The organism is Streptomyces sp. NPDC026301, from assembly GCF_055567935.1.
In genome coordinates this window covers 154,532-169,054 of the sequence record NZ_JBVHPN010000016.1, presented here as the reverse complement: position 1 = coordinate 169,054, position 14,523 = coordinate 154,532, and the positions used below count along the sequence as shown (strand labels likewise).

Sequence of the window (14,523 nt, the reverse complement as noted above, 5' to 3'; positions counted from 1 at the left end):
TCCCCCGCCTCACGAGCCCTGCGGCTGCCGGGCACTGTTGGTGTCCAGGCGCGGTCCGGTCGGCAGCAGTTCCGACCAGCTGGCCGGTACCGGCACCGGGACGGTGTCCCCATACCCCAGCAGTTTCTGCGCCAGCCGCTCGGATTCCTGGGTCTCTTCGGTCTTCTTCTTGTCGTCCTTGCCGATGGCGGACTCGGACGTGTCACTGTCGTTGTTGCCCTGCACGGCGTACCGCAGGCCGGTGTCAGTGACGAGGAAGACCGGTCCGGTGGTCGGCTCCTTGCCCTGGAACTGGCGGAACAGCAGGCCCGTACCGGGGGTGACGTACGCGCTCGTGGTGCCTGCGGCGACCCGCTGCGGGTAATCGGTGCCCGCCCAGACGCTGAGGGTGGTGCCGCCGGTCTTGGTGTCCACGTGGCGCAGGACGTTGCAGACGGTGTCCCTGTCACCCTTGCCCGGCATCACCGCGTTGACGGGGGCGACTTCCTGCTTGGGCCATGTGAAGGTCTTGTCGGCCGCGAAGGGGAGGCCGGCGTGGAACTGGGCCCGGTTGATGCTCAACGCCTCGTCGCCCTGCCCGAGTACGGACAGTTCGTCGCTGCTCAGCAGCACCCGCGCCGTGAAGTTCGTGATCGGCGCGACGCGGTCCTTGAGGACGATGTAGTAACGCTCTTGCTGGCTCTCGGTGGTCTTGAGCACCGTACCGACCCGGCCGAGCCGCTCGCCGCCGGTGAAGCCCGGTGCCTGGGTCTGCGTGTTCACTCCCCCGCCGATCTGCGGGTACCGGATACGGCTGCCGTTCTTGAGGCTGTCCAGCCAGTCCTTGCTGACCCGCTGCGGCTTGGCGCCCTGGCCCATGAGGGTGCTGAGCAGCGCCTCGTCCTGGGTCAGCTCGTACTTACGACCGGTGCTGTCGACCATGTACGACGGTCCGCCCGAAGCCTGCACGTACAGCACGTCGCCGCCGCGCAGCCGACGCTCGTCGTCGACCTTCCTCGCGTCGGCCCCGGCCAGCACGAAGCTCTGCTTCTGTACGGCGCGGCCGCCCTGGCTCTGCTGTTCGCAGACCGCCCAGCGCTTCTGCTTCGCCGCTTCACCCGGATCGGGCAGGCGGTCGGGAGCGTACGGGATGCCGAGAGTCGGGCCGTGCGGGATCTTGCCGCTGTCGAGCATCTCTTCGTCGACGTTGAGAATGTCGCTGTTGCCCTCGGCCTTGGTGGCGAGGAGCTTGGCGGACGCGTAGTTCATCACCGGGTAGAGCTGCTTGTTCTTCTTCGTCCCCAGTACGACGTAACGCGTCGTCGACTTGTTGGCGACGATGACGTGAGCAGCCGTGTCGGCCCAGCCCTTCGGGGCCGTGGGCTTGAACATTCCCCACGCTCCGAAGACCGCCATGACGACGACACCCGCGATCGCGCCCGGCACGATCGCGCGCAGCGGGCGCGGGGCTCCTTCTTCTGTGCCGCTGGGGCTCGGTTGGAGGAATGACGCGACCAAGCGCCGCTTCGCGAAGGTGTAGGCGTTGAGTTCATCCCGCCGTGATGCCATGTCCGACCGTTATCTCCCGAATGGGCCCCGTAGTTCGGCATGCAGGCACACGCCGAGCGTCCCACTATGCCGAATCGTGGTGCGCGTACGTCGTCCGGGTCCCGGTTGGAGTGACGTAGGCGGGCAGCTGGTTGACGCGCGCTTCCCACGCTTCTACTGGACGGGAGATCTGGAGGGGAGGTATCGCTGGTTTCGACCTTCGGACCCACCTCGAGCAGGACCGCGAGCGTCCATGCAATGCCGTGCGTGGGTGGCGAACTCGCCGCCGCGACAGGGTTATCCACAGGCTGAAGGTGTCCGGCTCGGCGATCCCTCGCAGGTAGTAGTGTGATGCCCCTGTTCAAGGCCCTTGTCGAGAGGGATGAAGCGCGGATCACGAGGGGGCTGCGGGGGATGGCGACAGCGACGCGGGTGCGTTCCTCCGGATCGCACCGGAACAGGCCCGGCACGCCCCGGGGGGACCGGTCAGGTGGCACGACGGATGCCGCCTCCGTGCGGCGGGCGACCGCCCCTGCCTCCACGACTCTGGCGAAGAAGTCCCACAGCAACCGCATGGGGCCTCTCCAGCTGCAGCAACTGGTGCTGATCGAGCTGGCGTTGGCCGTGGTGCTGGTGGCTGCCGCGGTGGACATGCTGCTTCTCGTGCCGGCCGTGGTGGTTGCCGTGGCGCTCGTGTTGCTCGCGGTGTTGCGGCGGCGGCGGTTGTCGGTGCGGGACTGGCTGGCGACCGTGTTGGCGCTGCGGGCTCGGAAGAGTGCTGCGCGGCCGCTCGACCAGCGGGTGGATCCGAGTCTGGCGCCGGCCGCCGAGGCGGTGCCCGGGTTGCGGACGTACGGATATCTGGACCGGGACCGGCGGACGGTCGGGATGGTCGGGGACGGGACGTTCCTGACGGCCGTCGTGCGGGTCGAGGCCAAGGGGAGTGCGCTGCGGCCGCCGGGCGGGGCGCGGGCGTTGCCGATGACCTTGCTGCACGATGCGCTGGACGTGGACGGGATCCGGTTGGAGTCCGTGCAGGTGGTGCAGCATGTGCAGCCTGCGCCGGCGCCGCACCTGCCGGAGCATGCCATGGCCCGGCAGAGCTACGTAGCGCTCCAGCAGCAGACGGGGGCGCCGGCGCTGCGGCTGATGTGGGTGGCGCTGAAGTTCGACCCCGAGCTGTGCCGGGAGGCGGTCGAGGCGCGCGGTGGCGGCCTGACGGGCGCGCAGCGGTGTCTGACGCGCGCGACCGATCACTTGGCCAGCCGCCTCACCGGCGCCGGCTTCCTGGCCACGGTCCTCGACGAGCAGGAGCTGATAGCGGCCCTGGCGACCTCGGCGTGTGCCAATCCGGTCGCGACCGCGCGGGCCGGGCTGCCCGATGCCGGACCGGCACGGCGTACACAGGAGACCTCGCGGGTCTGGAAGTGCGACGACCGGCTGCACACGACGTACGGGGTCGGGCGCTGGCCGGAGTTGGGGCGGTCGGCGACGCCGCTGCCGCGCCTGGTGTCGGCGCTGACGTCCGTACCGACGCTGGCCTCGACGTTCAGCCTGACCGTGACGGCCGGTGACCGGCACGGCGCTGCCGGGGTGAGCGGTCACGTACGGCTGACCGGGCGTTCGGACGCCGAGCTCTCGCGGGCGCGGCAGCGGTTGGAGGCGGCGGCGCGCGAGGCGAAGCTGGGCCTGGTCCGGCTGGACCGGGAGCAGCTGCCCGGTGCGGTGGCGACGCTGCCGCTGGGAGGTGCGCGCTGATGGCTTCGGCGACTTCGGCCCTGCGGGGCCTGTACGGACCCCGCAGGGAACGGCATGTGGTGCCGGTCGACGACCTCGGCGCGCTGACGCTGCCGCTCGGCGACGACGGTCTGACGGTGGGCCACGACGCGGAGAACCGCCCGGCGGTGCTGGGGCTCTACCACCCCGCGCCGTTCGACGTGCTGCTGATCGGCGGGCTGTGGACGGCCCAGGCGCTCGCGCTGCGGGCGGCCGGTACGGGGGCGCGGGTCGCCGTCGAGACGGGCCGGCCCCACCTGTGGACGAACCTGGCGCATGCGGCGGGCGCGGGTCAGGAGTGCCTGACACTGCACGATGTCGGGCGGGTGCCGCCGATGGGTGCGACGGTCGGCAGCCCCGTACTGGTCGTGCGCGACTGCGGGATGCGGCCGCCGCGCGGGCGGGTCTCCTCGGCGCCCTGGCAGTCGGTGCTGACACTGCTGCCGTACATGAGCCCGGTGGCCCCTCGGCTGATGAACGCCGCCGGACTCGTCGGCCTGCAGCGGATCTCTCCCGATGAGGCCGCGCACGCCGCACGCATTCTGGGGCTCTCGCAGACAGATGTCGCCGCGCTGTCGTCGATCGGCGACGGGGTCACCCTCTGGTGCGGTGACAACCAGGCGCGGCAGTACGTCATGACCCAGCCGACGGAAGCGGAAATAGGGCTGCTGGGGAACCCTCGCCGGGTGGACTGAGGGTCGGGGGACTGACGGTCCGGGGGGGGCAATTCCGGACTGTCGGGGCGATCGGGATAGTTGGGGCGGTCGGTAGTGCTTCGGGGGTTGGGGCGGTTGGCCTGCTGTCCGGTGGAGCGGGCCGGGGGTGGGCGAGAGGGCGGCTGGGGTTGGTTGGTCTCTTTGCTGCTACGGCGTATGGGGACATGCGTAACCTGAGGCAACAGACAGGTATCGGGCGAAGGCGGGCCTGCCGGGCTGTCGGCGATGGCGTTTAGGCTTGGGTCCAAGCGACAGGGGAACCCACGGGAACGCCCGGCGTGTCAGGGGGATCCGGCGATTCGACGTACGTGTGTCGGCGATGCGCGTGAACGGTGCCGCGTCGCGGGATTCAGAGGTACCAGACCACAGCAGGAGGCGTAGTGAGCAGCGATCGGGACGAGATCCGCACGGGCGGCATCACCCCCGGCGAGGATCAGTCCGACGCGGATCCCGAAATGACGGGTGAGTTCACCATCGACTACACCCCGCCTGCTTGGTACACGCAGAACGCCGATACGGGAGCGGGCGCCGGGTCCGGCGCGGGTACGAGCGGTGCGGTGCCGCCGCCTCCGCCGCCGTCGGGTGAGCCGCTGCCGTTCCCTCCGGCGGTGCCGCCGACGCTTGCCACCGGTACGGGTGCCGGCGCGGGTTCCGGGACGGGTGCCGGCGCGGGTTCCGGGACGGGTGCCGACACGGGATCTCAGGGCGGTACGGGGTCCGGAGCGGGAGCGGGGGCCGGGAACGAGGCTTCGGCCGGGGGACGGGACTGGGAACTGCAGAGCCCGGACGGGGACCTGGTCAGCGGGTCGACCATGCGGTTCTCGCCCGATGCGCCGCCCCGCGAGATCAATGAGCGGGCGGCTGCGGGAGAGAAGAGTGAGGGGACGGCCGGGTCGACGACGTCGGCTGCTGGTGAGTCCGCTCGGGACGAGCAGAGCGACGACGACGGCCGGAGTGGCGGTGGCGTGGCGGCTGAGGCCGCGGACTCCGGCACGGACCAGAACGCCGACGCGGCTGATGGCAGTGCCGGTGAGGCGGAGCAGAGCGAGGACGGCGGTGGTTCGGAAGCCGTCGTCGAGCAGCCTGAGCCGTTGAGTGAGGGGGCTGCGCCCTCGGCTCCGTTCGGGCCGGGTGGGGCGCCGGAGGCTGCCTGGCCGCCGCCCGCGTCGCAGGGGTCGGCGCCTTCGTTGCCGCCGCTGCCGCCGGAGTTCCGGCCTGCCGAGCCGCAGGAGCAGGGGCAGGGGCAGAGCGGGCTTGCGGGTCCGGGTGTGCCGTCGTCCGGTGCGTGGCCCCCGGCGGGGCAGGCGCCGGCCGCCGATGGGTCTGCCGCACAGGGCGGCTATGGGTTCCCGCCGCCTGCGGGTGCCACGCCCGGACAGTCGGGGCAGCCGGCCGGGCCGCAGCCTGCTCCGGGGGCCGGAGGTGCGCCTTCCGTGCCGCATCAGGCCGCGCCGCAGAGTGGTTACGGCTACCCGGCTCCGCAGCAGCCGATGCCGGGACAGGGCGAACAGCCCGGACAGCCCGGGCAGCCGATGCCGCCGAGCGCGGCGGCGCCGTCGCCGCAGTCGGGCCAGGCCTGGCCGCCGGCGCCGAGCGCGCAGGGCGCCCCGGGTCAGCCCGTACCGTCGGGACAGCAGCCCGGCACCCAGCCCGGACAGCCCGGCCAGCAGCCCGGTGCCCAGCCGGGACAGGCCGCCCCCCAGCCCGGCGCGCAGCCCGGCGCCGAGGGCTCCCCCGGTACCGCCGGTGGGCCCGTGCCCCAGACCGGTGGGCCCGTGCCCCAGAGTGGTTACGGGTACCCGCAGCAGCCCGCCGCGCCCGGCCAGCCCAACGGACAGCCCGGCGCGCAGCCCGGCCCCTACGGTCAGCCCGGCAATCAGCCCGGTGCGCCCGGTGGCCAGGCCGCCCCCCAGGGTGCTTACGGATACCCCCAGCAGCCCGCCGCACCCGGGCAGCCGACCCCCTACGGTCAGCCCGGCAACCAGCCCGGCGCCCATCCCGGTGCCCCCGGCCAGCCGCCGCACGGCCAGCAGCCCCAGCCCCAGCCGCACGCCCAGCAGCCCCAACAGCCCGGCCCCCAGGGCTTCCCCGGCGCGCAGGGCGCCGGTCAGGCCCCCGGTGCGCAGAACGCCGACCCCCGCGCCGGCGCCTGGTCCGCGCAGGCACCCGGGCAAGCGCCCGGGCAGCACAACCAGTACGGACAACCCGGACCGCAGCAGCCCGGACCGCAGCAAGGTGGGCCGCAGCAGCCCGGGCCGCAGCAGGGTGCGCAGGGGCCGGCCGGGGCGCCGCTCGGGTACACCGCTGCCGTCGAGCTGTCCTCGGAACGGCTGATCAAGGGCAAGCAGAAGGTACGGAAGCCCGGTGCCAACCAGCCCGGCAACTCCCGGTTCAAGTTCGGCGGCAAGAAGGAGGAGGCCGAGCGGGCGCGCAAGCTGGAGCTGATCCGTACGCCCGTGCTCTCCTGCTACCGCATCGCGGTGATCAGCCTCAAGGGCGGCGTGGGCAAGACCACGACCACCACCGCGCTCGGCGCGACGCTGGCGACGGAGCGGCAGGACAAGGTCATCGCGATCGACGCCAACCCGGACGCCGGCACCCTCGGGCGCCGGGTGCGCCGGGAGACCGGCGCGACGATCCGCGACCTGGTGACCGCGATCCCGTACCTCAACAACTACATGGACATCCGGCGGTTCACCTCGCAGGCGCCGTCCGGCCTGGAGATCCTCGCCAACGACGTCGACCCGGCCGTCTCGACGACGTTCAACGACGAGGACTACCGCCGCGTCATTGACATCCTGGGGCAGCAGTACCCGATCATCCTGACCGACTCCGGTACGGGTCTGCTCTACAGCGCGATGCGCGGCGTGCTGGACCTCGCCGACCAGCTCATCATCATCTCCACGCCGTCGGTGGACGGTGCGAGCAGCGCCAGTACCACGCTGGACTGGCTCTCGGCGCACGGCTACGCCGACCTCGTCTCGCGCAGCATCACGGTCATCTCCGGGGTGCGCGAGACCGGCAAGATGATCAAGGTCGAGGACATCGTGTCGCACTTCGAGACGCGCTGCCGCGGCGTGGTCGTCGTGCCGTTCGACGAGCACCTGTCGGCGGGCGCCGAGGTCGACCTCGACATGATGCGGCCGCGGACCCGGGAGGCGTACTTCAACCTCTCGGCGATGGTCGCCGAGGACTTCTCGCGGGCGCAGCAGGCGCAGGGGCTGTGGACCCAGCACGACGGCGGCAGCCAGCCGCCGAATGCCGCGCCGCCGATGCCGCACGGTTACCAGCAGGTGCCGGGCCAGCCGCAGCCCCAGCCGGGCCAGTACCCCGGCCAGCCCGGTCCGCAGCCGGGGCAGCCGGGGCAGCCCGGTCCGCAGCCGGGCTGGCAGCAGCCTCCGCAGGCGTACCCGCAGCAGCAACAGCCGCAGCCCGGCGGCCAGTACGGCTACGGCTACCCCCAGCAGCCCGCCCAGCCGGCACAGCCCGGCCCCCAGCCGGGCTGGCAGCAGCAGCCCCCGCAGCAGTGAGCCGATAGCAGCCCGCAAAGCACTGAACTCCCCTGCCTGAGCAGGGGAGTTCAGTGCTTTACAGTTCAGCGCTCAGCGCTCAGCGCTTGAGAGAAAGCGCGCGAGCGTCTCAGTTCGTCGACTCGGAGCCCGAAGCGACCAGTGCGCGGGCCTGCTTGACGTCTATGGCCATGCGCTCCAGCAGCGCGTCCAGGGTGTCGAACTTCTCCTGGCCGCGGATGTACGCGACAAAGTCGACGGCGACGTGCAGGCCGTACAGGTCGAGCCCGACGCGGTCGATGGCGTACGCCTCGACGGTGCGGACCTTGCCGTCGAACTGCGGGTTCGTGCCGACCGAGATCGCGGCGGGCATCGCCTCGCCCTCGACGTGCAGAAAGCCCGCGTACACGCCGTCGGCGGGGATGGCGGTGTGCGGCAGCGTCTCCACGTTGGCGGTCGGGAAGCCCAGTTCGCGGCCGCGCTGGGCACCGCGTACGACGACGCCCTCGACGCGGTGCGGGCGGCCGAGCACCTCGGCGGCGCCGGCCATGTCGCCGGCCGCGACCAGGCGACGGGTCAGCGTGGAGGAGAACGGCTCGCCGTCGCCCGCCTCGCCACGCTCGAAGAGGTCGACGACCTCGACGTCGTAGTCGTACGTCCGGCCGAGCTCGGCCAGCGTCTCGACGTTGCCCGCCGCCTTGTGTCCGAAGCGGAAGTTGGGACCTTCCACGACGAGCCTGGCGTGCAACTTGTCCACCAGTACCTTCACGACGAAGTCGGCGGGCGCCAGCTTCGAGAACTCCTTGGTGAAGGGGAGGATCAGCACGGCGTCCACGCCCAGTTCGGCCATCAGCTCGGCCCGCCGGTGGTGCGGCGCGAGCAGCGGCGGGTGGGTGCCGGGCCGCACGACCTCGCTGGGGTGCGGATCGAAGGTGACCGCCACGGCCGGTACGCCCAGCTCGCGGGCGCGCGCCACGGCCTTGCCGAGGATCAGCTGGTGCCCGCGGTGTACGCCGTCGTAGGAGCCGATGGTGACGACGCTGCGCCCCCAGCCCTCGGGGATGTCCTCCAAGCCACGCCAGCGCTGCACTGTGCCCGCTCCTTGCCCGAACTCTTGACTGTTCACTACACCGATACGGCATTGCGCAGGTCTAAGACTGCCATGCCGGACGGTGTGGTTCGCGCGAAGGGTGGGCTCACCTCGGTCGCCCGCGCGGGGAGCGGCCGATGAGCGCAGGCGGGGCCGCGTGTGCGGACGGCTGCCGGACACGGCTCAGGCCGGATGCGGGGCGCCTTGGGAGGGCGTGCGGACGGCGCCGCGCGCCATGGGGCGTGTGGGGACGGTGGGAGTGGTGGGGGTGGCGGAGGCGGTGGGGGCTGCTGCCGGGTGGCGGGGGCCGAGCATGGCGCGGGCGCTGGGGCCGACGATGGCGGCCCACTCCGCGGGGGCCGCGGCCAGCCATGTCCCCACCATCGCGGCGAAGTCCGGCAGCAGGCGACCGAGCTCGACGAGCCGGCGGTCGAAACGGGCCGCGCCTTCGAGGGTGCGGACGTGGAGGAGGCCTGTGCGGTGCACGAGGTCCCGGGTCCGCGCCTCGGGGCGGCGGGCGGCGCCCTGCGCGGCCGCGCACAGCAGCGCGTCCAGCACGGTGGCGTCGGGGACGGTGGCGTCGGGAGCAGTGGCCCGGGGAACGGTCGCATCGGGCAGAGCCGCGTCCGGTGCGCGGACCGGGCGGCGGCCGTTGCGTTCCCGCTCCAGCAGGACGTCCAGCAGTTCCTGGCGGAGCGGGCGGGACGCGGTGCTGCCGGGCCCGGCCAGTACGGGCACGAGCGCGCACCGCACCGGCGCGGCGTGTGCGGTCAGCAGCCGTACGGCCAGGGGGTGGAGCACCGAGCGGGCGCCGGGCCCGGCCTCCAGACGGTGGGCGACGAAGTCCGCGACGGGGCGGGCGGCCGTCCACGGGAAGCGGATGGCGTACTCGTCCACGAGGGCGGCGGCACGCCGGGCGAGCGCGGGGGTCGAGACGCCGGCGAGCGTACGGAGCACGGCTTCGGCGCCGTCGGGCCCGGCGCGACCGGCGTCGGTGTCGGCGTCGGTGTCGGTGTCGCTGGGCTCGCCACCGGGGGCGCCCTGGAGCCTCGTCGGCGACCGGCGCAGGCGGGTCTGGAAGGCGGCGAGTACCGGCTCGGGGTGGCTGGTGAGCGCGGCGGCGAACGCGGCGGGCGGCAACGCCGGGTCGCCCGCCGCGAAACCGGCCAGCGCCCGGTCCAGGTAGCGGGAACGGGTGGCCCGGTCGCCGACGAGCACGGCCAGCGCGGCCCCGTGGACGCCGGGGTCGCCCGGGCGGTCGAGGAGGGTACGGGCGGCCTGCCGCAGCAGTTCGCGGTCCGTGTCGGTGGCGGCGTGTGCCGCGACGACCAGCGCGTACGAGGCGGCGGCCGCCCGGCGCGCGGGCCGGTCGTCGCGGGACCAGCGGTCCACGGCGCGGCACAGCGCGGCGGGCTCGTCCTCGGCGAGCGCGGTGAGGAGTTCGTCGGCGCGCGGGTGCGCGGCGGCGGCGAGCGCCTCGGTGAGGCCGTCGGTGGCGCGCCGGCGGTGGGTGTGCAGCAGGGCCTGCGCGGCGGCCGCGACGGTGGGTTCCCGGGGCGGCCCGGCGTCGGCGCCGGGCCGTGCGGCGCTCCGGCCGCGCTGCAACGGGCGCTCGTCGTCGAACCAGCGGCACAGCAGCGGCTGCACCCGCCGGGGATCGGCACACAGCAGCGCCGCCGCGAGCCCGAGGAAGCGGGGGCCCGGGGCGACGGCGCGTCCGGCGTCCTCGGTCCGCTCGACAGGGGCCGGCCCGCCCTCGTACGCCGCCGCGCCCTCGCTCACCGCCGCCGCGCCCTCGTTCACCGCCGTCGCGCCCTCGGCCGGCGGTCCGTCCGCCGGCAGCAGGCGGCGGACGAGGTCGAGGCGGGTCGCCGGGTCCAGCGGCAGCCGCCGCCAGAACCAGGGCCCGAACGCGTCCAGGCCCGTACGTTCGAAGCCGCCCGCCAGCGCCGAACGGTCCGTCACCCGGGCCGCGAGGAGATGGAGCACACGGGCGTACGGGGCGGCGTCGGGCAGCCGCAGCAGGACCTCGCCGAGCAGGTGCTCGGCCCACCACCGGGCGTCCCGCGCCGAGGCATCGGCCCCTCCCCCGCTGGGCCGCGTCCGCTCGCCGCTCTTCGCGGCCGGTGCCGTGACCACCGCCACCAGCCCCTCCAGCCTGCGGGTCAGCGCTTCGGGGCCCGCTCGGCGGCCGAGGAGCAGCAGGGCCTGGACCACCGGTCCGATACGGTGCCGCGGCACGGCGGGCGGAGCGAGGGTGGCAACGGGGGGTTGCCCGGCGGCGCGTCCCCCGGCCGGCCCCTGCACCAGCGCCTCCAGCGTCTCGTCCACGTCGAGGTGCGTGCCCTGCAGCCAGTCGGCGAACTCTTCGTGCGGGAAGCGGTAGCCCGCGCCGGCCGGCACCAGCAGCCCTTCGGCGAGCACCGCGGACGCCCACCCCGTACGCCACGGGAACAGCTCGTCGAACGACGCGCGGTCCAGTTCGCCCCGGCCGGGGCCGAGGCAGCGGCGGGCCGCCTCGTGGGCGCGGCCGGCCACCCGCGCGGCCGACCGGCGTACGTCCGCGCCGCGCTCCCCCGGCGCCAGCCGCTGGGCGACGCGCAGGCACAGCAGGTCCAGGTAGCCGCCGAAGATCTCGTGCCGGTGGGGCGTGCCCATCCCGCGCGCGTCCTCGCCCGCGGCGACCAGGGACGTCCGTACCTCGGTCAGCAGCCGCAGGGCCAGCGGGTGGCCGGCGTCCGCCGTGGTCAGCGCGCCGGCCGGCAGACCGTACCGGGCGCGCGCCCGGGCCGCCTCGCGCGGCGCCAGGTCGCCCAGGCGTACGCAGGGCGGCAGCGCGCCGGCCGGTGCGCCGGGCGGGGTCACCGCCGGGTGGCGCGGCCGGTGCAGGAAGGCGGCGGGGAAGAGGGCCCCGGCGGTCTCCCAGTACTCGGGGCGGCAGGCGACGACGAGCCGGGCCCCGGCGCCGTGCAGCCATTCCGCGGTGTCACGGGTCCAGTCGGCGAGTCGCCGCGCGAGGTCCGGTGGCAGCTCCTCGGGACCGTCGAGCAGGACCAGGAGGGGGCGCCCGGCGGCCCGCGCGAGCCCGGCCACCTCCTCGGGGGTGGCGGCCGCGGGGTCGCCCGGGGCCGGCCCCGAGGCGCTGAGCACCCGGCCGGCCGAACGCAGCGTCCGGCCCACCGCGTCCCGCAGACCGCGGTCGGCGGCCCGCAGGTCGGCGCCGCGGAGCCGGAGGGTCGGCGCGGGCGCGGCGGCCCGCGCGCGGCGGGCGGCGAGCGCGGCCAGCTCCGTGCTGCGCCCGGTACCGGGATCACCGACGAGGGCGAGGACCCGCGCCGCCGGGACGCCCACCGGAGTACCCGCCGAAGCACCCGCCGCCCCCGCCACCGCACCGGCCACCGGCTCGGCCACCGCAGCGCACGCCCCGAACGCCGCGAACTCCTCCGCCACATCGGGCCGTTCGACCGGCTCCCGCCACGGCCCGGGACCGCCCGCCGTTCCCATGGCGGTCGTGGTGAGCGCCAGCACGCCGGCCAGGTTGAGGTCGGGGCCGTACGCGGGAACGGTCGCGGCGTTACGGGCCAGCAGCGCGGCGAGCGGCCCCCGCGGATCGGCCGCCGCCGCGGCGTGCAGCGGGATCGCGAACCCGCGCGGCACGGCCTCGGGCCCGGCCTCCCCCGGCCACGCGGACGTGCCCTCTCCCGACGCGTACGCCAGTACCCCCGTGCTCCCCGCCCGCCGCCCGCAGTGCAGTGCCGTGCCCGCCACGGCCAGTACCGCGCCCGTTCCGGCGTCGGTCACCAGCCCGCCGACGGCCGGACCGCCCAGCCGCAGCGCCTCGCCGGCCGGCCCGGGCACGGCCAGCTCGACCGCGTCGGGCAGCTGGTGGCGGCGATCGGTCGCGGTGTAGACGACGGCCGCCCGCCCGATGACACGCGCCGCGTCCCGCACCCCGTCCACGTACAGCCGTACCTCCGTCCCCGGCCCCGGGCGGCCCGCTGCGACCGGTAGCGGCGGTACGCCGAGGCCGGTGGTCCGGACGAGGGCGAGGCCGGACTCCGGGAGCGGGGTGACGGCGTCCGCGCCGACCGCGCAGGTCCGCCCGGCCGCGCCGTGCAGGACCAGGCGGGCCAGCCCGTCGACCGCTTCGTGGCTGGTCAGCAAGGTGCCGTCGAGGTCGGCGAGGAAGCCCGTGCCGCGCGGCCGCCCGGCCAGGTCGTGGATGCGCACCAGCGCCTTTGCCGCGTCGGCCGCCTGCACCACCATCGCCGTACCTCCCGCCGTCGCCGAAGATCCGGCTCCGCGCGCCGCTCACCTGGAGCGACGCGCGTACCGGGTCATTTCGACCGTAGGCAGCCAGTGATCGTCCTGGACAGGGCGCACGGCGAACGCGCCCCCGTCCGCGCCCGCGGTTCGCTCCGAGCGCCCGCCCGATGGGGTGAATACGCATACGCCTGTGTCCCGTGAGCCACCGGCTCACGGGACACAGGGACCGGACGTCAGACGAAGACCGCCAGGCTCTTCGCCTTCCCGCCCTTGTTCTCCAGCAGCGCGAGGAACGTGCCGTCCGGCGAGAACGCGGCGACCGTGCCGTCCGTGTCGAAGAGCGGCATCGGGATGCGCGCGCCGTTGCCGAGCAGCTTGGCCTGCTGCGCGGTGACGTCCCAGCGCGGGAACGCCGCGGCCGCCGCCTCGCCGATCGGCATGATCGGCAGGCCGCCGCCCTCGGGCTCGTCCACGGCCGCCTGCAGCTGGTCCAGCGTGCGGGCCGCGTCGAGCTTGTACGGGCCGACGCGGGTGCGGCGCAGCGCCGTCAGGTGACCGCCGACGCCCAGGCCCGCACCGATGTCGCGGGCGAGCGCGCGGATGTACGTACCGGAGGAGCACTCCACGGAGACCAGCAGGTCCGTGACGGGGGTGCCGTCGTCGGCCTCGGTCTCGTGGACGGAGTGCAGCACGAAGGAGGAGACGGTGACCGGGCGGGCCGGTATCTCCACCTCTTCGCCGCCGCGCACCCGCGCGTAGGACCGCTTGCCGTCGATCTTGATCGCGCTGACCTTGGACGGCACCTGCATGATGGCGCCGCTCAGCTTGTCGATCTCCGCCTGGATCGCGTCCCGGCCGATGTCCTTGGCGCCCAGGGACTCGGTGATCTCGCCCTCGGCGTCGTCGGTGACGGTGGTCTGGCCGAGCCGGACCGTGCCGACGTACTCCTTCTCCGTCAGCGCCAGGTGACCGAGCAGCTTCGTGGCGCGCTCGACGCCGAGGACGAGCACGCCGGTCGCCATCGGGTCCAGCGTGCCGGCGTGCCCGATGCGGCGCGTGCGGGCCATGCCGCGCATCTTCGCCACGACGTCGTGCGAGGTGAAGCCGGCCGGCTTGTCGACGATGACAAGGCCGTCCGGCGGGGTGACCTTCTGCTTCATTCGGCGGCGCTGTCCTCGTCGTCGTCCTCGCCCGGCTTGCGGTACGGGTCGGCCTCACCGGCGTAGTCGGCGCCCGAGGACACCTCGCGGACCTTGGCGTCGGAGGCCCGCGCCTTGTCCAGCAGGTCCTCGATGGTCCGGGCGTTCTCCGGCAGGGCGTCCGCCACGAACGTCAGGGTCGGCGTGAACTTGGTGCCCGCGGCACGCCCGACCTCGGAGCGCAGGATGCCCTTGGCGCTCTCCAGTCCGGCCGCGGCGCTGGCCCGGTCCTCGTCGTCGCCGTAGACCGTGTAGAAGACCGTCGCCTCCCGCAGGTCGCCGGTGACCCGGGTGTCCGTGATGGTCACGTGCGTGCCGAGCCGCGGGTCCTTGACCCCGCGCTGCAGCTTCTGGGCGACCACCTCCCGGATGAGGTCCGCCAGCCTCTTCGCCCGCGCATTGTCGGCCACTGGTCTTCTCCTTCTGGTTTCTTTCCACCA

General features: G+C 74.2%; 8 protein-coding genes. 3 read left to right on the top strand and 5 right to left on the bottom strand.

The window, feature by feature from the left end:
* Nucleotides 1–9: 9 nt before the first annotated feature.
* Nucleotides 10–1,548: a type VII secretion protein EccB gene (eccB, locus tag ACZ4MH_RS26590; protein ID WP_351597667.1), complete on the bottom strand. Its 1,539-nt coding sequence runs from the start codon at nucleotides 1,546–1,548 to the stop codon at nucleotides 10–12.
* A 393-nt stretch (nucleotides 1,549–1,941) separates the two neighbouring features.
* Between eccB and eccE the strand changes: the two genes are divergently transcribed.
* The 3 genes from eccE (at nucleotide 1,942) to ACZ4MH_RS26575 (ending at nucleotide 7,549) form a co-directional block, all read left to right on the top strand.
* A complete protein-coding gene (gene eccE / locus ACZ4MH_RS26585) occupies nucleotides 1,942–3,285 on the top strand; it encodes a type VII secretion protein EccE (protein WP_351597664.1) in 1,344 nt (447 codons plus the stop codon).
* Nucleotides 3,285–3,998: a hypothetical protein gene (locus ACZ4MH_RS26580; protein WP_351597661.1), complete on the top strand. Its 714-nt coding sequence runs from the start codon at nucleotides 3,285–3,287 to the stop codon at nucleotides 3,996–3,998. The genes eccE and ACZ4MH_RS26580 overlap by 1 nt, the downstream gene beginning before the upstream one ends.
* Before the next feature lie 401 nt (nucleotides 3,999–4,399).
* Entirely contained in the window at nucleotides 4,400–7,549 is a 3,150-nt protein-coding gene (locus ACZ4MH_RS26575; protein WP_467754725.1) for an SCO5717 family growth-regulating ATPase, read from the top strand.
* A gap of 109 nt (nucleotides 7,550–7,658) precedes the next feature.
* Here ACZ4MH_RS26575 and ACZ4MH_RS26570 read toward each other — a convergent pair whose 3' ends face one another.
* From ACZ4MH_RS26570 to rbfA, 4 genes are all read right to left on the bottom strand, one after another.
* Nucleotides 7,659–8,618 (bottom strand): bifunctional riboflavin kinase/FAD synthetase, encoded by a 960-nt coding sequence (locus ACZ4MH_RS26570; RefSeq protein ID WP_351602000.1) that lies wholly within the window; start codon nucleotides 8,616–8,618, stop codon nucleotides 7,659–7,661.
* A gap of 183 nt (nucleotides 8,619–8,801) precedes the next feature.
* Nucleotides 8,802–12,884 carry a hypothetical protein gene (locus ACZ4MH_RS26565; protein WP_467754724.1) on the bottom strand — a complete coding sequence of 1,361 codons (4,083 nt, stop codon included), beginning with the start codon at nucleotides 12,882–12,884 and terminating at the stop codon, nucleotides 8,802–8,804.
* 233 nt (nucleotides 12,885–13,117) lie between these two features.
* Nucleotides 13,118–14,044, bottom strand: coding sequence for a tRNA pseudouridine(55) synthase TruB (gene truB, locus ACZ4MH_RS26560; RefSeq protein ID WP_351601790.1), 927 nt, complete (start codon nucleotides 14,042–14,044; stop codon nucleotides 13,118–13,120).
* A complete protein-coding gene (gene rbfA / locus ACZ4MH_RS26555) occupies nucleotides 14,041–14,493 on the bottom strand; it encodes a 30S ribosome-binding factor RbfA (RefSeq protein WP_351601787.1) in 453 nt (150 codons plus the stop codon). Before rbfA ends, truB begins: the two co-directional genes overlap by 4 nt.
* Nucleotides 14,494–14,523 lie beyond the last annotated feature (30 nt).

Excerpts from the sequence above, each read along its gene's own strand:
- eccE (WP_351597664.1), top strand. The coding sequence starts at position 1,942 with ATGGCGACAGCGACGCGGGTGCGTTCCTCCGGATCGCACCGGAACAGG.
- truB (WP_351601790.1), bottom strand. The coding sequence starts at position 14,044 with ATGAAGCAGAAGGTCACCCCGCCGGACGGCCTTGTCATCGTCGACAAG.
- ACZ4MH_RS26565 (WP_467754724.1), bottom strand. The coding sequence starts at position 12,884 with ATGGTGGTGCAGGCGGCCGACGCGGCAAAGGCGCTGGTGCGCATCCAC.
- eccB (WP_351597667.1), bottom strand. The coding sequence starts at position 1,548 with ATGGCATCACGGCGGGATGAACTCAACGCCTACACCTTCGCGAAGCGG.
- ACZ4MH_RS26580 (WP_351597661.1), top strand. The coding sequence starts at position 3,285 with ATGGCTTCGGCGACTTCGGCCCTGCGGGGCCTGTACGGACCCCGCAGG.